The following is an 18080-nucleotide window of genomic DNA, read 5'->3' as shown; positions in this document are numbered from 1 at the left end:
GCCAGCCACGCTAGCACCATTTCTATTTTTCAGATTGACTGATGGATAGAACGTTTTTCTAAATACTGTTGCACTTTTTCGATCCCGATACAAATGACCCAATAAATCAGTGCAACTAAAATATAGAGAGAAAAATAATCGAATGTCCGACCGCCTATGATCTTTGCTTTTTGAAATATTTCTGGCACTGTGATTGTTGCTGCTAACGAAGTACCTTTCACTAGATCCATAGCTACGTTACTGAGTGCCGGTACTGAGATTCGAAAAGCTTGCGGCAAAACGATATATTTCAATACCCCAAAGAAAGAAAAACCAGAAGCTAAACCAGCGTCCCACTGACCTGAAGAAACGCCTGCTAGTGATCCTCGATAGATTTCACCAATAAATGCACTGCTGGTAATCGTAAAGCAGATGACTGAAGCCGTTAAGGCACTTAATTGATAAGGTAACCCGAAATATAACAGAAACAGCAGGACTAGTGCGGGAATGCCTCTAAAGAACGATAAATAAAAACGAATAAATACATTCAGAGGCAGCCAATCCAAAAGACCTAAAACTGTCAAAAGCAACCCTACCAAATTTCCTAAAAGAAACGACACGAAGCCAATCCCTAATGTGTATACCAAGCCTTGCAGTACGAAAGGAAGTGAAGTCCACATGAGGGAAAAATCAATTAGAGGAAAGTACATCACTCACTCACCGACTCAGCCATCGTTTCTTTCGGTTTGACTGAAACATCAGTTTGAAAATATTTTTCAGATATTTTCTTTGTCGTCCCATCTTCTTTCATCTCTTTTAATACGCCATCGATTTTCTTTTTCAGAGCATCATTTCCTTCTTTCAATAAAAAACCACTTTCGTTTTCATTGAAATAAACGTTCTCCAGTATTTTTACAGGGATATCTGGTAAAGCAGATACGGCCATTTTCTGCAGATAATAATCATTTAGAATAACATCTGTTCGACCATTTGCTACATCGCTTAAATACTGATCATTCGTGGCATTGTCATATGTGACTAATTTAGCTCCGTGTTTTTCCGCTAAACGCATATAGCTAGTATTGGGTTCGCCAGCTGCTTTTTTCCCTTTAAGATCTTCAAGTGAGTGGATTCCTGAATCATCTTTTTTTCGTACGATCATACTGTCAAATGAATATTTGAAAGTCTCTGAAAGGGAGAATTTTTTTTCTCTTTCTTTTGTGATACCAAAATCGTTCGCAGCAAAATCTGATTCTCTTTTTGAAACAGAAGTGATTTGTCCATCCACGTTGTATTCTTTAAAGGAGATTTTGACATTTAACCGTTTAGCCACCTCTTTTGCCAAATCTACATCATAACCAACTAATTCATTTTGATCATTATAATAAGATGCGGGAAACAGTGTGCCAGAAGTCGCTACTACTAATTCTTTCTTTTTTTCTACATTACTCCAGCTGTTATCTTCCTGATTAGCGGCAGCTGTACCGCAAGCGCTTAAAATAAAAAAGGCACTAGTTATTAGAGCAAACAATCTTTTTTTCTTCATTCTTCTTCTCCTTGTTTCTGCTATTTCCATGGATTTGGTAAATGGAACTGATGATTTGCTTCAAATAGATAGCCGATTTGAAATAGCAAATCTTCTCTTCCTCTGGCAGCCATAAATTGGATTCCTAGAGGCATGTTTTCTTTTGTCAAATGAGTAGGCAAGCTGATTGCTGGTTGTCCAGTCAGATTAGCCAACTGTGTATAAGGTGTGATCTTCAAGCTCTCCTCAAACATGGAAGAAACAACGTCTAAACCTTCTACTTCAGAACAATCACTGATGTGTTCCATCTGTGCTCTTATCGCATCACTTTGCAAATCTTCGCTGATTTTAGGGGCGGTAAATGCAGTCGTTGGTGAAAGGAATAGATCGTATTCTTGATGCAAGTTTTCCATGACAATTGCTGCTTCATCCCATACATGCAGAGAATCGATGTAAGTAGCGGCAGAGAGCTTCTGACCATATTGGAACAAAGTCCAAGAAATGGGTTCAAGTTCTTCTTTTCTGACAGCTCGCTGGATGCCTGTTTCAATCGAGCGGATCATTGCTGCTGTTTCTGCGCCATTCATCTGATAATAAGACGTGATCAGTTTACGACCATCTAGTGGGTAAGGAATCTCTGTCAAATCATGCCCTTCTTTTCCAAGGAAATCTACAGCTTTTTTTACAGCAAGTACTGCCTCTTCACTAATCTGTGAGTGGATCGGTGAATCAACACAAAAAGCTATCTTCAACCGTTTTTTTCTTGGATGTGTTTGCCACTCAACTGGCGATACTTGATATGGCGCACCGGAATGGATACTTCTCATCCCATAAAATAAAGCCTCCGTGTCTCTCATAGAAACTGTCAAGCCGAAATCAATAGCAGCTCCTTGCCATCCTCTCCAAGCATATGGACCAACTGGCATCGTCCCTCGCGAAGGTTTCAGCCCAATCAATCCGCAAAACGAAGCGGGTATTCTAATAGAACCACCGCCATCACTAGCACCAGCTAAAGGAACGATTCCTGATGAAACTGCAGCAGCAGCTCCTCCACTTGATCCGCCCGGTGTACATTCAAGGTTCCAAGGGTTTCTTGCTGGGCCATAGATGACTGGGTCTGTAATATTTTTGAAACCAAACTCTGGCGCATTGGTTTGTCCAAAAGGAACTAGACCTATCGCTTCTGCTTGCCGCACATAATTAGATGTATGAGAAGCTCGGTGTGTTTCAAATAAACGAGATCCTGAAGTAGCTAGCCATCCCTTTTTTTCTTGACCGAGCATTTTTAAAGGAAATGGGATACCAGCCAATGGCCCTTTTTCTGACTGGGGAATCAATAGCTCGTGGGAATTACTCTCGAATGGTTCAAGCGCGACAAACGCATTCAATTCATGATTTTGCTTCTTTATTTTTTTCTGTATATCCGTAACTAGTTCTTGAAAACTAAATTCTTTTTCTTTAAGCTCTTTTGCTAATTCTGTTGCATCATTCATATTATCCTCCTTTTTGCCTCTGTTATTTTCCCACAAGTTCGTCTAACATACAATGAGTACGCTTGCACAGGAATGAACAGACGAGTGTTTTTTATAAAAAAAGACGAAGATCAATCATGACCTTCGTCTCTTTGCTATGAAATGGTGCGTAATTTGCCTTTAAATTCGTCAATTGACGTATATCCTTTTTCTGACATAATCTGCGTTAATTCTTTTATGATTCTAGAAAAAATTTCCGGCCCTTCTTTATGAAGCTCGGTACCAATCTGTAACATGCTTGCGCCACATAGCAGATGTTCAAATGCATCTTGTCCTGTCCGAATCCCACCTGTACCAATGATTTGGATTTCTGGTTTCAAACGTGTATAAAAAGCGCGAACATTTGCCAAAGCAGTCGGCTTGATATACTCTCCGCCAATGCCGCCGAACCCTTCTTTTGGTTTGATGACTACTGCTTCTTGTTCTGTATCGATATACAAACCATTGCCCACACTGTTGATAGCATTGACATAGGTCAATGGAAACTGATTCAAGATATCAGCCATCTGATCAAAATGAGCAAAATCAAAATAAGGAGGCAATTTGATTCCTAGCGGCTTAGAAAAGATGCTGAATACTTCTTTCAGTGTTTCATAAGTGGCCTCAAAATCGTAAGCTAGTTGTGGTTTTCCAGGCACATTGGGACAAGATAAATTTAATTCAGTGATCCCATTAAACCCACTTTTTTCTATTTTCTCAAGCATTTCCAAGTTTTCCTGGACACTCATCCCGGCAATGGAAAAAAATAACGGTTGATTTTGGTTTTCCTGCACTTTTTCATACGCAAGAGCATACTCTAGATAATAAGAAAAACCTAGGTTTGGAAGTCCCATAGAATTGATACTCCCTAAAGGAACATCAAAATAGCGTGGTTCGGGATTTCCTTTTCGTTCATTGATCGTACAGCTCTTAGTGATAAATGCTCCTGCTTCTGAATGAGCCAGTTCATCTAATTCCTGGGTAGTCATGCAGTGGACACCAGATGCATTCATCAAAGGATTGGCAAAGATATGATTGGCAAAGGTCGTTTCTAAACTCAAGTAAATCGCTCCTTCAAACAAGTTATTTTATCTAGTGTATCATGACTAAAAGAAAAATCAACTCTTGTTTTCCGAAGAAATTCTTAATCATCTTGTTCAGTTGACAGTACTTCGCCTGTTTGGCTATTGATCTTGACTGATGTACTTTGATTGCCGTCTTTTACTTTGACTTCCCAATAAGTAGTACCTAAATCTTTATCCAAATCCCAATCTGTTGCCGTACCGCTTCCTACTTTGTCGACGGCGATTTTTGCTGCTTCCTCAATCGTGATCAATTTATCAACATCCAGACCATCTTCTTTTTTCTTTTGACCATTTTGTTCATCTCGATCTAGAGTTTCTGGATTCTCTGTCTCCATTTTTTCATTTTGAGCATCAATTCTTGCTTCGTATTCTTTTTGATCATCGACACCTTCTATCTTGTAGAAGTAAGATCCCCAATCACTATCTAATTCCAAACTAGTAATTGCAGTATCTGGGTATTTATCTTGGAACAATTCGATCGCACGAGCTGCAGACACTTTGATATCTGACTGAGTACTTGCTTCACTAGAACTTTTTGTCTGGCTAGACGAAGATGTGCTTGCTTTTGTTGAGGAGTCCGATACCTGTGAAGAGCGCTGTTCGCTACTGGAAGACGTATTCCCAGATGTGCCTTGATTGGTATTTGATTGACAAGCAGCTAAAAACAAAGCTGCAAATAAACTAGTATAAATAACAGTTTTTTTCATTGATTCGATCCCCTTTGTTATAAAATAGTATTCTATTACAAGTATAACGAAGAAAAAATTTTCTGTCATGTTTAAAAATTAAAGAACCAAATTTTTATTATGAAAATATAAAGAAAAAGAAACTAAGCTTTAGAGACAATCCTAGAAGTTAGACAAAAAAGTTCACTTCTGGAGCATCATAAAACTTAGCTTCTTTTTAAATAGTCTTTAAACAGTACTTTTGCCTCAATTATGCACGATGCATTGGGATGTCATTGTTTCCAGGTTGAACAAGCAAATATTGAATCACATCGATATTACTTGATTCAAATGAAGCTGCACAAGCTTGTAAATATAGATCCCACATTCGATAGAAGGAATCACCCATTTCTTTCGTGACTTGATCTTGGACTTGATGAAAATTCTTTGTCCAATGTTCTAATGTCAATTGGTAGTCACGACGTAAGCTTTCCAAATCAATCAGTTGCAAATCGTTTTTTGTAATATTATCAACTAATTCAGTAACACCAGGGACATAACCGCCAGGGAAAATATATTTATTGATCCAAGCATTTGTCGCACCGCCTTGTTGTCGGCTGATTCCATGGATCAAAGCTGTTCCTTTTGGTTTCAATAAATCTTTTACCACTTTGAAATAACCTTCAAGATTTTCAGAACCTACATGTTCGAACATACCTACACTTGTGATATGATCAAACGTTTCGCCTTTTAGTTCGCGGTAATCCATTAATAATACACGGCATTTATCTTCTAAATGTTCTTCTTTTATTCTTTTGGTAATCAAATCGTATTGTTCTTCACTTAGTGTGATCCCAGTTGCCTTGACATTATACTCTTTGGCAGCAGTGAACATCAATGTTCCCCAGCCACAACCGATATCAAGCAACGTTTCGCCTTCTTTGATAAAGAGTTTGTCTAAGATATGATGGACTTTATTGATTTGTGCTTGTTCCAACGTATCTTCAGGTGTGTTGAAATAAGCACAAGAATAAGTCAAAGTTGGATCTAGCCAAAGTTTATAAAAGTCGTTACCTAAGTCATAATGCGCATGGATATCTTCTTTGTTTTTTTGTTTCGTATGTTTTTCTTTCTTTGGCAGCCATTTTAGATAATCTTTTCCTCGTAAAAAGCTGTTTGCTTGCTGATAAGCATCGTTGATTAATGCTTGGATACTTCCCTCGATCTCGATTCGATGATCCATATAGGCTTCTCCTAGTGCCAAAGAAGCGTTACTTGTAATCTCTTTCATTGGGATTTCTTCATGGATATTGATTTTGATTTGGGGAGGAGTGTCCGTATCTCCGTATTGTTTCGTTGTACCGTCCCAATAATTTACTTCGACAGGGAGCGAGAAAGAACGTGAAAATAATTGATTGTATAAAGTTTTCTCTAACATGATTTTCCTCCTTAAAAAAACTACCCTATTACGTTAATACTAAAAAAGAAAAGAATCAACTAAGAAGTTTAATTTTTTCAGAAATTTTTCAAAAACTACTTTATTTTTCATTTTTTTCACATTCATTGTCGCACAAATCACTTAAACTTGTCATTCGACACGCTTATCTTTGAATCTTGTTTTGACAAAAACCCATAAAAGCAGCAAGACAGTTATCGTTGTTTGGACACTTAGCATCAAGATAAAGTCAAAGTGGATAAACCCTACAACTGCTGCTGCCATGGAACCTATTCCCATAACATTCAGCATCAAATTTGCACTCTCTTTGAATGTATGAATGGATGAAAGTTGGCTTTTTCTTGTCATCCACAAGAAAAAGGAAGCCCCGAATAAAATGAGACTCGTCATGACAAGTAGGACAAGACCAAGACTTAAACTATAAGATAAAATGATTGTTGGACGATTACTGGCATAAAATTCTCTTTCTAAAAATCGTTGGAAATCTTCGGGCGTACGTACAGAATCTGGTTGGAAAGATGGGCTATAATTCATCGTATAGCGGCGTATACCAGATTTATCCTTTTGTTGGATCACCCATTGTTCCTTCTCAAAATCAATAAAAGTTCCATGATCGGATTGTTGTTTCTCAGATAAAGACACACCTACCAAAATTTCAGGGGTCACAGCTATCGTTTGTTGCGATGATTGTAACCCAGTTTCAGATAATTCAAGTTCAGAAAATTTTTTGGTTCCTTGTTCATCGATCAGCGAATGAACGGATAGAAATTGTTCTAATGGAATCGCTTGGATCTGATTGGCATAAAAAAGAGTCACAGGCATAACCATCAAGGAAACTAAAAATACAAATATCAAGAAAAATTTAGGCCATGATAATAGTTTGCGTCCCGCAAACACTTGAGTTGGCGTACGTAATGCGGAAAAATAGTTTAACGGAAATGTTTGCATGATACTCTGCTCCTATCCTTTTGTTCCGCCAGATGTCAGGCCGGTAACAAAGTTCTTTTGTAAAAAGAAGAATAATAGACAAATCGGTAGTGCAATCAAAATTGCCCCAGCAGCAAAAAGAGAGACTCTTTGGTTTGTCACATCAGAAATAAATGTTTGTAAGCCGACAGCAACAGTCTGATTTTCAGGTGTACGAAGCAGGAACTTAGCTAACATGAAATCCCCAAAAGGTCCCATAAAAGCCCATAATGCTTGAACGGCGAGCATCGGTTTGACAAGCGGTAATACAATCTGGAAAAAAATCCTGAAATGCCCTGCCCCATCAAGTTTAGCAGATTCATCTAAATCTATTGGTACTGTGTCAAAGTATCCTTTCATCAGCCAAGTATTCATTGGAATCCCACCGCCTATATAGATCATCGTCAAGAACCAGTACTTATCTAGCGCCTCTAATAGGAAAGCCATGACATAAAAGGCAGTCAATGCTGCCATAGTCGGTACCATCTGAATCACTAAAAAGAACATCAAACTTGATTTGCGGCCGATAAAACGATAACGGCTATACGTATAGCCAGCTAAAGTTACTACAGTTACTTGTACGATCATCGTTAGGACAGAGATGATTAACGTATTTTTATACCAAGTCCCGTAAAGTGTTTCACTGAATAGCCGAGTAAAGTTTCCTAAAGTCCAGTCACTTGAAAGATCTAAACTAAAAGCTGCAATATTTCCTGACTTGAAGGCAGTACTTGCTGTGATCAAAAGCGGATAGATGATAATGACTGACAGTATTAAAAGAAAAAAGTAAGTAAAAAAGTGAGAAAGTCGTTTTTGGAATCGAGCACTCGAATGAAATTTTTTCATTGTTAATCCCCCATATTGAACGCATTTGTCTTTTTAAATACCAGCAATGACACACAGATAACGATGATGGAGATAATCAACGTGATTGCTGAAGCCATAGAATATTGCGGAGAAGTTCCAGTCGTAAGTTTATAGATCCAGGAAATAAGAATATCAGTAGAACCAGCTCCTCCGCCTACGCTTCCGGGACCACCATTGTTAAACAGATAGATCATGGAGAAATTATTGAAATTCCCCGTATACTGTGTAATAAATGTTGGCGCTGCCACTAGGAAGACAGCAGGAAGCGTGATGTTTGAAAAGCGCTGCCATGCATTTGCTCCGTCGATTTTTGCTGCTTCATATAAGTCTTCTGAAATCGATTGTAAGATTCCTGTAACCATCACATAGATATAGGGAAATCCTAACCAGCCCTGCACTAAGATAATTGCTACTTTCGTCCAGTTGGGATCTGTTTTCCAAGAGATTGCACTGATATCTACAAAAGGAAGCTGGTTTAGGAAAGGAATCACTTGAGTATTGATGGCTCCTACGCTGTCGTTGAATATATTCGAAAAACTCATGATAGTAATAAAAGCTGGGACCGCCCATGGTAATAAGAAAATGATACCGAAAATACGTTTGAATTTAATAAATTTCTGGTGAGCAACAACCGCTGTGAGAATACCAAGGGTGATTTGCAAAGTTGTTGCACATAAAGTCCAAATCACGGTCCACGAAAAGACTGCAAAAAAAGTATTACGATATGAGCTTAAAAAGAAGATACTAAAAAAGTTTTTAGCCCCTACCCAATCAATCAAACTGGCTGGTGGAATATGATTGAAGTCATAATTAGTAAATGCAGTGAACAATGTAACTAGGACTGGGAAAATGATCGTAAAAATCATGAGAAGATAAGCGGGAAGTGTCAATAGATAAGGAAAACCTTCATCACCTATATTATGTATGACTTCCTTCATCGTCCGATTGATTTTTTTGCCCTCTTGACGCATCTTCGCTACTCGATAAGCGTCTAAAAGATTCAAACCGTAAAAAATCAAGAAAATGATTGTAATGATGAATTGCAAAGTGCCTTCAATCAAAATAAATAATGAATGATCTTCCATTGGTATACTTCCCAAAGTAACCAATCCTACCAATGCATGAAATCCGCCCAGAAGCATCTGACCAATGAATAGGACGAATATGGCGAAAAAAACGATACCTTTAAAAGCTTGGCCATTTACAAACTGCCCCATCCCTGGAATAAGTGAACAAAGCGTGATTTTTTTTTCGTTGATATTGCTTGTTTTATCTTGCTGCATCTGAATGCCCCCTCTAAACTTGCTAAACCGCAAACTGCTTTTAAGATAATGGCAACAAGAGCAAGATAATTTTCCATCTCGCTCTTGCCACTTTTATCTGAAGCACCTGTTCCATTTTTTATAAAAATGGACGGTTATCATTTTAATCAGTATTTTTGTTCTATGGCTTCACTGATTGTTTTTACTGCTTCATCTGCGGATTCTTTTGGTGTTTTTGAACCTGATGCTGCATCGAACATCAAGTTTTCTGCACCTGTCCAAACTTCGCCCATTTCTGGGATGTTTGGCATCGCTTGAGCTGTTTCATATTGTTCAATCACAGCTGTTGTTAATTCATCGTTTTTAGCCTTTGCTGTTTCCCTAGCTTGTTGGTTTGCAGGGATTTCATTTACCATTTCAAAGAATTTTTCTTGATTTTCCTGATTCGTTACATAATCAAGCCATTTTTGAGAGAGGTCTTTGTTTTTAGCATAATTGCTGACTACCCATCCTTTTCCTCCGCCAAACGGTTGATAAGGCTGTCCATTATTTAGAGTAGGAATTTTGGCTACACCATAATTGATATTGTTTTCTTTGTATGTTTGCGCTTGCCATGGACCGTCAATGATTGCTGCAGTTTTATTGGACATGAATTGCTGGCTGGCGAAGTCTCCTGCACTTTTTATGTCTTGCATTCCCTTTGGCCAAACATTTTTGAACCAATCTGTTGCATAAGAGATTCCTTCTACAGCACCTGCATTATTCAAACCGATATCTGAAGGATTTGTACCATCATCACCAAATACATAGCCACCGTAACCTGCAATTAAACCATAGGAATAATAAAAGTCAGTCCATTTAGCTAAAAATCCTGTATTTTTTCCTGCTTCTGACTCAAAAGCAAAACGACTGTCTTTGGATAGATTCTCCAAATCTTTAAACGTTGATGGTGCTGTATCGACTAAATCTTTGTTATAGTACAAAACAAGGGTCTCGATTACTGCAGGTTCTCCGTAGATTTTTCCATCATAAGTCACTTGGGCTTTGTCTGTTTCATCGTAAGCTGCTTCATTTCCCAGTTTTACTTCCGCCAGATGTCCTTGCTGTCCTAACGCACCGATTCGGTCATATGCTGCCATCATAACGTCAGGTCCCTTTCCAGCAGGCCCATCTAACGCTAATGATTCCAACTGATCGAACATGTCCTTTTCTACTAGCTTGATTTTCACATCGTTTTCTTTTTCGAAAGTGTTTTTTATTTCGTTTATATAATCTTTATATCCAGAATCAACGGAAACTGTTAACGTTTTTCCTTCATCGGCTTCCCCTTCTGCTGAAGAGTTACCATTGCCACAAGCCGCTAATCCGCCTAAGATTCCTAAAGAGATTAACCCTAAACCCAACTGTTTCACACTTCTTTTTTTCATCTTCATTTCCTCCTGTGTATTCAACGTGCTGTTACACCCTTATTATAATGGGCACAAATCTTCATTTGCAAACGCTTTCTTGTTGTTACCGGTAACAGTTTTCAACACATGATCAAAAATCCGTATTGTCGTATCTCTGCTTTCCCGTCTTCTAACAACTGACAATTTTGACTAAGAATCACCTCATTTTCCTGTTCTACTACCCAAGGTTCTTTTGACTGATTAAAGTAAACATAGATGATCTGTCCCTCTAGTTCCCGTGTGAAATAGAGCTTATCTTCACGATCATTTACTATTAGCCACTGAGTAGAACCTTCAGAAATAATCTTAGACAACTGTTTCCTTAGAGAAACAAGTTCTTTTATAAAACCGAATAGCTCTAGATCTTGTTCCTCCTTCTCCCATATCATACATTTGCGGCAATCCGGGTCATCTTCACCAGTCATCCCTATTTCTGTCCCGTAATAGATACAAGGAGACCCTTTTTGAAGAAACATAAAGGCCATCACAGACTTCATCAATTCTTTGTTACCTTGGCAAAGGGTCAAGATCCTGGCAGTATCATGAGAATCTAATAAGTTGAATGTTCCTTCGTTCACCTGATCTCTGTAAAGCATTTGCTGATGATTCATTCCACTGACCATTTGTGAAGCTGTGATTTTCTTTTTTGCAAAATAATCTTTAATCGAATCTGTAAATGCATAATTCATCACTGCATGGAATTCATCCCCTTGCAGCCAAGCTTGAGAGGAATGCCAAATCTCTCCAAGGATATAGATGTCTGGTTTGATTTCTGTAACTGCTTCTCTGAATTTTTTCCAAAAATGATGATCGACTTCATTAGCAACATCAAGACGCCATCCATCAATATCGAATTCTTTTATCCAATAAGTTGCGATATCCAGCAAATATTTTTGCACTTCTGGATTTGCTGTATTTAGTTTCGGCATGAATGGAGTAAAAGCAAAAGTATCATATGGGATATTTTCAGCAGTTTCTGGTAAGTCAGTCATCTGATAAGAATCTACTGGGAAAAAACGGATGTGGAACCAGTCTTTATAGATCGATTTTTCTCCGTTTTTGAGAACGTCTTGCCACTGTGGTGAATGGACACCCATATGATTGAATACAGCATCGAACATGATACGTATCCCTCTTTTATGTGCTTCATCAATCAAGTTTTTTAAAAGTTTTTTATCGCCAAAAGCGGGATCCACCTCATAATAATCAATCGTATCGTATTTATGATTGGATGTGGCTTTAAATATGGGACAAAAATAGATGCCATTGATGCCAAGGTCCGTCAAGTAATCCAAATGATCCATCACACCTTGCAAATCTCCCCCGAAGAAGTCTTCTCGGTCTGGATCTTTACTTCCCCAAGGTAAAGTGTGTTCGGGGTCATTTGCTTTGTCCCCGTTTGCAAATCTTTCGGGAAAAATTTGATACCATACTGTTTCTTTTACCCATTCTGGAATAGTGAATCGATCGATTTGATGAAAATAAGGTATTCGAAAATAAAAATTTGGTTCAGTAATCACATTTTCTCGATAAGGAAAAATTCCTTGATCACCGTAAAAACAGTCCGTGTTATCTTCCCCAACAACATGGAACGCATACTGTAAGCGCCTTGTTTCGCTTGTCACTTCAATTTCCCAATAATCATGAACATTGGTACTTAGACATTTTTTCATTGGTCGTTGTTTTTGATACCATTTTTCAGTTGTTATGGTATATGGATCTCCACATAGCACATATACTTTTTTGATATCATTTTTCCTAGTACGAAGCCGAATACGAAATCTTGTATTCGTATATAGAAATGCATATTCACTTTCCGGTCGATGATAAATTGCAGCTGTATCCATTGATTTCCTCCTTGTGTTTTAATATGACGTCATCACTATAAGTGATAGAGAAACAAAAGACAACGCTTTCAAAAATGTTATCGGTAACAGTTTTTTGATACCGAATTTTTATTTTTTAAACTTGCCAAATAGATAGACTTAAAACTTTTAAAAGTTTTAATCTACTTCCTGTACTATTTAGTGTCCTGAATTTATCTTAAGCGATCAATTTATCCAATTTTCTAAAGTAAAAGTTTTTTAACAGTTTTTAACGTAGAAGTATATTCTAGAAGAATGAAACATAATAATTTAGACTAACCTAATTTTTTTATTAATTAAAGTTAACTTAAGGTGAAAAGTAAGTTATAATAAGATAAGAGTATTATTAATGAATTAAGGAAGTGGATAAATGAAAGAAACGAGACAATTTATATGGACATACATTAAGATTATTTTTGCCCTCTTCATATTAGGAGTCGCTATCAATATGTTTTTAGGGCCTCATCATATTGCTGCTGGAGGTGTCAGCGGTCTAGGAATATTACTGGAAGCTGCTTTAGGCTTTGACCGAGCTATAGTTATTTTAGTGTTGAATATCGTTATGTTGGTACTAGCTCTTCTATTTTTAGGTAAAAAACCCTTTTTTAAAGTACTTTTCGGAAGCTTGGTTTTTCCTTTAATCATTGCAATAGTTCCAGAAACAATGATTACTTCAGATCGGTTGTTGTCTGTCATTTTTGGAAGTGCGATTTTTGCTTTAGGAGTTGCGATTTTATATAAAAACAACTCTTCTAGCGGCGGTACGACGATCCCTCCCCTCATTTTTAAAAAATATTTCCACTTGAATACTTCGATTGGCTTATTTTTTACAGACGCATTCGTTGTTTCTCTTAATCTGTTTGTTTTTGGAATAGAAGAGTTTCTTTATGCTATTTTATCTATTGCAATCACTTCAATTGTCATGACTTATATCGAAACAGGTATCAATCGAAAGAAATCTGTTATGGTCATGAGTGAACATTATTTGGAAGACATCCGCCTTCGCTTAAGTGCTGAGATTGGACGTGGCCTTACCCTGCTAGAGGCAAAAGGCGGGTATAATCGAAAGTCAAAAGAGGTTTTATTGATCGTTGTGACTGATCATGAATTTTCCCGAATGAAACCATTGATAGAAGAAATCGATCCAAGTGCCTTTGTCATTGTCAGCAGCGTAGCAGAAGTAATGGGACGCGGATTTACTTATCATCCAATCGAATGAGTTGGTAAGTAAATCCGCTATTTTTTTGAATGCGTTTTCTTTAACTGGTATAATAAAAGAATCTAGTAACTGTTCGACTGAAAAGGAGAGGAGATCTTTATGCATAAAGGAACGGAAATCGATTTTGTATTAAATGATAGTTTGAAAGCACTAGAACTGTATCAAACAATCTTTGATGAAATACAACTGATTGAGGCAACAGATTACCCTAAAGGCAATAATGAAGTCATTTTTACCTTGTATGGCACGAGATTCCATATGCTGGATGAAAACACGTCTCTTGGTTTGACTGCTCCTACTGCTGAACATCCAAATACGACCTGGTTCAATATCATCGTCTCTGATATCGAGGACACACATAATAAAGCATTACGAAATGGCTGTGTAGAGATTCAAGAAATGACAGAAATGATGGACTTTGGTGTGACTAACTCAATGTTCAGAGATCCTTTTGGTTATTTATGGATGCTTCATCAGGTCCATCGTGAAGTAAGTTTTGAAGAAAGAAAACAACTTTTTGAGAAATATATGTAATGTTTATGATGAGATTAGTTTTTGTCTCTGATATTTTTTGTATATGTTTGCTATTCGAGAAAGTGCGTCTGTTTCATGTGCTTTCTCTTATTTATCTTATGCCAATCCATTTCTTTGCTTTTCACAATTATATTGTGTAAAATTCAATTGTATAAAATATAATTAAAGGTGGTAATTTTATGAAAAAAATGTATTCTACGAAAATAATCAACACAGGCGGACGCTCTGGAGAAGTGCATAATCCCGATCGTACATTCGAATTGAATATTGCAGCTCCTGGTAAACGCGTCGAAAATGCAACCAACCCTGAACAATTGTTTGCAGCTGGTTTCAGTGCATGTTTTAACAGTGCATTAGAATTGATCAAACAGCAAAAAAATATCTCTGGGGCTTCTACTGTCAGTGCACAAGTTTCCCTTTATTCAGAAAGTGAAACGAGCTTTGTCTTAGGTGTAGAGATTGAAGGATCTATCGAAGGTCTTTCTCTGGAAGAAACGCAAGAATTATTAGAGGCAGCGCATAAAGTGTGTCCGTATTCAAAAGCTACAGCTGGAAATATAGAAGTTACTCTGAAAGCAGTTAGTGAATAGACTTTTTTGTGTAAATCCGCTATGATACACTATAGTAAAACAGCGGAGGTGGAAAAATGGAAGATCTATATTTAGTTAATCAAGTATGTTTTCCTTTATATGCCGCCTCTAAGGAAATCATTAGACACTACACTCCCCTCCTCAAGCCGCTGAATCTTACCTATACCCAGTATCTTGTGATGTTAGTTTTATGGGAAAAGAAAAAGACTTCAGTGAAAGAGCTAGGAAATGATTTGTGTCTGGATTCTGGTACGCTGACTCCCTTACTAAAAAAGTTAGCAGAAAAAAATTATATTAATCGTCAGCGTGAAACGGGTGATGAAAGAATCGTAAATGTTACGCTGACTCCTCAAGGTGCTGCGTTGCAAAAACAAGCAGAAGGTATTCCACAAAAGATCAAGTCTTATCTTCCACTTGAACAGGAAGAATTGGATACACTGCAACATCTGACCCGAAAAATGCTAGATAATTTTCATCAAGACCAGAAAAAGGGCTGAAACTGCTAGATGAACGATTTTATGAGGAAAACCAACTCATAAGATAACGTCATTTAGCGGTTTTTCTTTTTGCTCTTTCTCTTTCTTATTTTCATATTCCATCATATAATGAATAACGTGTTTATTTTTTGTTATTTGGAGGTTGTCGATTTGACCGTTTATCAGCGTTTTTTGGCGAATGAAAAAATACGCCGTCTCACTGTTTTATTATTTGTCGTTTTTGTTCTTTTCTTAGTTAGAAGTATGATTACAACCATTTTGCTCACATTTATCTTTACTTATTTGATGATTCATCTTGTTCAAATCATTCAGCGATTTGTCCGAATCCCTACAGGTGTTTTAGCTATCATGATTTATACACTGATCGTTTACCTTATCTATCTGGCATTCACAAAGTATATCCCGATGCTTATTCATCAAACATTTGATATGATCCAGTCCGTTATTGATTTTTACGAGCATCAGCCAAAAGATGCAGATCCTGTTTTACAATATATCCATACTTATATTGAGCGAAACGATTTTTTTGAACAGCTTCAAAATGGCGCTTCGATTGCGCTTGGCTATTTACAGGATATAGGAAAAATGGCAGTGGCGTTTGCTATGTCATTCATCTTAAGTTTCTTTTTTATGATTGAAAAGAAAAAAACAATTGTATTCTCAAGATTGTTTTTAAAAAGTGAATTTTCTTGGTTCTTTCAAGATATTTACTATTTTGCCGATAAGTTTGTCAATACATTTGGTTTGGTATTAGAAGCTCAATTTGTTATTGCTCTTTTAAACACGTTGCTCACTACAATCGCCTTGGCTGTATTTGGCTTTCATCAGCTGCTGAGTTTAGCGATCATGATTTTCATTTTAAGTCTGATCCCAGTAGCAGGTGTTATCATTTCTTGTATTCCTCTATCTTTCATAGCTTATTCCCAAGGAGGCATCCGAGATGTTGTTTATATCCTGATTACGATTTTGATTGTCCATCTAATTGAGTCTTATGTGCTGAATCCGAAGTTGATGTCCAGCAAAACAGAACTGCCGATTTTTTATACATTTGTGGTCTTACTTGTTAGCGAACGGTTCTTTGGCGTTTGGGGCTTGATTGTCGGCATTCCGATCTTTACCTTCTTTTTAGATGTATTGAAAGTGAAAAAGATCCCGAACCATCTTCCAAAAGAAACAGATATCCCTTAAAATAAATATGAAGAAAGATAAAGTATGAACGACCCCAAATATCAGATTTCAATCTGGTATTTTGGGGTCGTTTTCTGGATATTTCTTTTTATTTGAAAAATGCGTTCACAGACATTATTCAAATGTTAGAGAGATCTGTTTTGTTTAAATCTTTTTGCAGAAAGCATTGTTGCTATACTTAATAGAATGATTCCGCTCCACAGTATAACTTTGTTTTGTGACTCTCCGGATTTTGGTAGCTGTTTATTTTTCGTTTCAGGACTAGCAAAGGTTGTATCCTTGCTACTTTTTAAGGTTTCAGCTGATTGGGCGCTATCAAATATTCGTGATTTTTTATTCAGCTGCTCTTCATTTATTTTTAGAATTGCTAGATTTGATTTTTTACTCTCTTTTTTTCCATCCTCTTGAATTGTTTTTTTGTTTATTTTTTCTGGTATTCCTTGGTCTCTTGCGTCCGTATCTGGTTCTGGAGTCACATCTAGTTTTTCTTCTGGATCTACCTCTGGTTTTTCTGGATTTTCAGTTTCATTATCTGTGTCTGGATTTGTTTCCGGTACTGTTTGGTTTCCAGAATCCGTATCTGGTTCTGGAGTTACATCTGGTTTTTCTTCTGGGGCTACCTCTGGTTTTTCTGGATTTTCAGTTTCATTATCTGTGTCTGGATTTGTTTCCGGTACTGTTTGGTTTCCAAAATCCGTATCTGGTTCTGGAGTCACATCTGGTTTTTCTTCTGGGTCTACATCTGGTTTTTCTCCAGGGGTTATTTCAGGTTTTGATTCATTGTCTGGCTCTGGTTGAGTTTCTGTATCGGGTTCTTCTCCAGGTTCTATTTCCGGTTTCTGTTCTCCGTCTGGATTTTCTGTAGGCGGTACTTCTGGCTTATTTTCATTTTCTGGTTTATCTGTTGGTTCTTCAACAAGATCTCCTCCTGAGTCGATAGCTGAATCTTGCTCAATTGTCTGCCGCTGACTATACGGCGTTAAATGATGATGATCGTTCGGTAGTCCATCTGATACCTTGACAGTAAAAAGCGCTGGTTTTAACAAGTCCTGATTTAATGTAACGGTGAAGGTAAATATCGCTTGCTTGTGTTGGATAGTCAAAGTGTTCTCGTCATAGCCAATCGACAAAGCGGGATCAACATTCTCAAATGTAACAGCTGATTGTAGTATAGGTGCTAAGTCTCCTGAATAGTCAATTTTTGCTTTGATGGTCGCTGTTTGTCCTTTTCTTAATTTTGCGACTCCTGAATTGAAGGATGAAAATTCATCCTGAAAGGTAATTCGATTGACGTTGGCCCACTTGGTTTCTGTCCATTTGGCTGTTTCTATCTCCTCTGTGTGGACTGTCTGATTTATAGTAAGCGATAAGCTTAAGGCTGCAAATGTTGATATTAAGATGGTTGAATATCTCATAACTCTCT

17 protein-coding genes are annotated in these 18080 nt (G+C 37.3%); 5 read left to right on the top strand and 12 right to left on the bottom strand.

Going from position 1 to position 18080, the window contains the following annotated elements; all coding sequences use genetic code 11:
- Positions 1-29: 29 nt before the first annotated feature.
- From IGL31_RS06415 to IGL31_RS06365, 11 genes are all read right to left on the bottom strand, one after another.
- Entirely contained in the window at positions 30-689 is a 660-nt protein-coding gene (locus IGL31_RS06415) for an amino acid ABC transporter permease (protein WP_002321153.1), read from the bottom strand.
- Positions 689-1525, bottom strand: a complete 837-nt coding sequence (locus tag IGL31_RS06410) for a transporter substrate-binding domain-containing protein (protein ID WP_002295916.1) — start codon at positions 1523-1525, stop codon at positions 689-691. The genes IGL31_RS06415 and IGL31_RS06410 overlap by 1 nt, the downstream gene beginning before the upstream one ends.
- 20 nt (positions 1526-1545) lie before the next feature.
- A complete protein-coding gene (locus IGL31_RS06405; RefSeq protein ID WP_002295917.1) occupies positions 1546-2997 on the bottom strand; it encodes an amidase in 1452 nt (483 codons plus the stop codon).
- Between the two features lie 134 nt (positions 2998-3131).
- Positions 3132-4076 carry a dihydroorotate oxidase gene (locus tag IGL31_RS06400; RefSeq protein ID WP_002295918.1) on the bottom strand — a complete coding sequence of 315 codons (945 nt, stop codon included), beginning with the start codon at positions 4074-4076 and terminating at the stop codon, positions 3132-3134.
- An 83-nt stretch (positions 4077-4159) separates the two neighbouring features.
- The gene (locus tag IGL31_RS06395; protein ID WP_002295919.1) at positions 4160-4807 is read right to left on the bottom strand and encodes a PepSY domain-containing protein; all 648 of its coding nucleotides are present in this window, start codon (positions 4805-4807) and stop codon (positions 4160-4162) included.
- A 229-nt stretch (positions 4808-5036) separates the two neighbouring features.
- Positions 5037-6203 carry an SAM-dependent methyltransferase gene (locus IGL31_RS06390; RefSeq protein WP_002324076.1) on the bottom strand — a complete coding sequence of 389 codons (1167 nt, stop codon included), beginning with the start codon at positions 6201-6203 and terminating at the stop codon, positions 5037-5039.
- A 150-nt stretch (positions 6204-6353) separates the two neighbouring features.
- A complete protein-coding gene (locus tag IGL31_RS06385; RefSeq protein WP_047929392.1) occupies positions 6354-7169 on the bottom strand; it encodes a maltodextrose utilization protein MalA in 816 nt (271 codons plus the stop codon).
- Positions 7170-7181: 12 nt separating this feature from the next.
- Positions 7182-8033, bottom strand: a complete 852-nt coding sequence (locus tag IGL31_RS06380; RefSeq protein WP_002288156.1) for a sugar ABC transporter permease — start codon at positions 8031-8033, stop codon at positions 7182-7184.
- Positions 8034-8035: 2 nt separating this feature from the next.
- A complete protein-coding gene (locus IGL31_RS06375) occupies positions 8036-9337 on the bottom strand; it encodes a carbohydrate ABC transporter permease (protein WP_002318365.1) in 1302 nt (433 codons plus the stop codon).
- Positions 9338-9483: 146 nt separating this feature from the next.
- On the bottom strand, positions 9484-10743 hold the full coding sequence (locus tag IGL31_RS06370; RefSeq protein ID WP_002288159.1) for an extracellular solute-binding protein: 1260 nt from the start codon (positions 10741-10743) through the stop codon (positions 9484-9486).
- Positions 10744-10844: 101 nt separating this feature from the next.
- Positions 10845-12611 (bottom strand): glycoside hydrolase family 13 protein, encoded by a 1767-nt coding sequence (locus IGL31_RS06365; RefSeq protein WP_010727752.1) that lies wholly within the window; start codon positions 12609-12611, stop codon positions 10845-10847.
- 388 nt (positions 12612-12999) lie between these two features.
- Between IGL31_RS06365 and IGL31_RS06360 the strand changes: the two genes are divergently transcribed.
- The 5 genes from IGL31_RS06360 (at position 13000) to IGL31_RS06340 (ending at position 16657) form a co-directional block, all read left to right on the top strand.
- Positions 13000-13848 (top strand): YitT family protein, encoded by an 849-nt coding sequence (locus tag IGL31_RS06360; RefSeq protein WP_002288161.1) that lies wholly within the window; start codon positions 13000-13002, stop codon positions 13846-13848.
- Between the two features lie 99 nt (positions 13849-13947).
- On the top strand, positions 13948-14382 hold the full coding sequence (locus tag IGL31_RS06355) for a VOC family protein (protein WP_086300076.1): 435 nt from the start codon (positions 13948-13950) through the stop codon (positions 14380-14382).
- A gap of 179 nt (positions 14383-14561) precedes the next feature.
- Positions 14562-14972 (top strand): organic hydroperoxide resistance protein, encoded by a 411-nt coding sequence (locus tag IGL31_RS06350; RefSeq protein ID WP_086300075.1) that lies wholly within the window; start codon positions 14562-14564, stop codon positions 14970-14972.
- Between the two features lie 56 nt (positions 14973-15028).
- Positions 15029-15469 (top strand): MarR family winged helix-turn-helix transcriptional regulator, encoded by a 441-nt coding sequence (locus IGL31_RS06345; protein ID WP_002311986.1) that lies wholly within the window; start codon positions 15029-15031, stop codon positions 15467-15469.
- A gap of 108 nt (positions 15470-15577) precedes the next feature.
- Positions 15578-16657 (top strand): AI-2E family transporter, encoded by a 1080-nt coding sequence (locus IGL31_RS06340; protein WP_002288167.1) that lies wholly within the window; start codon positions 15578-15580, stop codon positions 16655-16657.
- A 125-nt stretch (positions 16658-16782) separates the two neighbouring features.
- Here the strand turns inward: IGL31_RS06340 and IGL31_RS06335 are convergent, their stop codons facing one another.
- Entirely contained in the window at positions 16783-18072 is a 1290-nt protein-coding gene (locus IGL31_RS06335; protein WP_430619622.1) for an LPXTG cell wall anchor domain-containing protein, read from the bottom strand.
- Positions 18073-18080: the final 8 nt, after the last annotated feature.

This window comes from Enterococcus sp. MSG3290, assembly GCF_050555565.1.
Classification (GTDB): Bacteria; Bacillota; Bacilli; order Lactobacillales; family Enterococcaceae; genus Enterococcus_B; species Enterococcus_B faecium.
This window is presented reverse-complemented; position numbering and strand designations above follow the sequence as displayed.

Bases quoted from the DNA above. Each gene is read 5' to 3' on its own strand.
- IGL31_RS06360 (WP_002288161.1), top strand. From the start codon at position 13,000: ATGAAAGAAACGAGACAATTTATATGGACATACATTAAGATTATTTTT.
- IGL31_RS06335 (WP_430619622.1), bottom strand. From the start codon at position 18,072: ATGAGATATTCAACCATCTTAATATCAACATTTGCAGCCTTAAGCTTA.
- IGL31_RS06415 (WP_002321153.1), bottom strand. From the start codon at position 689: ATGTACTTTCCTCTAATTGATTTTTCCCTCATGTGGACTTCACTTCCT.
- IGL31_RS06380 (WP_002288156.1), bottom strand. From the start codon at position 8,033: ATGAAAAAATTTCATTCGAGTGCTCGATTCCAAAAACGACTTTCTCAC.
- IGL31_RS06340 (WP_002288167.1), top strand. From the start codon at position 15,578: ATGAATAACGTGTTTATTTTTTGTTATTTGGAGGTTGTCGATTTGACC.
- IGL31_RS06405 (WP_002295917.1), bottom strand. From the start codon at position 2,997: ATGAATGATGCAACAGAATTAGCAAAAGAGCTTAAAGAAAAAGAATTT.
- IGL31_RS06345 (WP_002311986.1), top strand. From the start codon at position 15,029: ATGGAAGATCTATATTTAGTTAATCAAGTATGTTTTCCTTTATATGCC.
- IGL31_RS06365 (WP_010727752.1), bottom strand. From the start codon at position 12,611: ATGGATACAGCTGCAATTTATCATCGACCGGAAAGTGAATATGCATTT.
- IGL31_RS06375 (WP_002318365.1), bottom strand. From the start codon at position 9,337: ATGCAGCAAGATAAAACAAGCAATATCAACGAAAAAAAAATCACGCTT.
- IGL31_RS06350 (WP_086300075.1), top strand. From the start codon at position 14,562: ATGAAAAAAATGTATTCTACGAAAATAATCAACACAGGCGGACGCTCT.
- IGL31_RS06370 (WP_002288159.1), bottom strand. From the start codon at position 10,743: ATGAAAAAAAGAAGTGTGAAACAGTTGGGTTTAGGGTTAATCTCTTTA.
- IGL31_RS06355 (WP_086300076.1), top strand. From the start codon at position 13,948: ATGCATAAAGGAACGGAAATCGATTTTGTATTAAATGATAGTTTGAAA.
- IGL31_RS06390 (WP_002324076.1), bottom strand. From the start codon at position 6,203: ATGTTAGAGAAAACTTTATACAATCAATTATTTTCACGTTCTTTCTCG.
- IGL31_RS06410 (WP_002295916.1), bottom strand. From the start codon at position 1,525: ATGAAGAAAAAAAGATTGTTTGCTCTAATAACTAGTGCCTTTTTTATT.
- IGL31_RS06395 (WP_002295919.1), bottom strand. From the start codon at position 4,807: ATGAAAAAAACTGTTATTTATACTAGTTTATTTGCAGCTTTGTTTTTA.
- IGL31_RS06385 (WP_047929392.1), bottom strand. From the start codon at position 7,169: ATGCAAACATTTCCGTTAAACTATTTTTCCGCATTACGTACGCCAACT.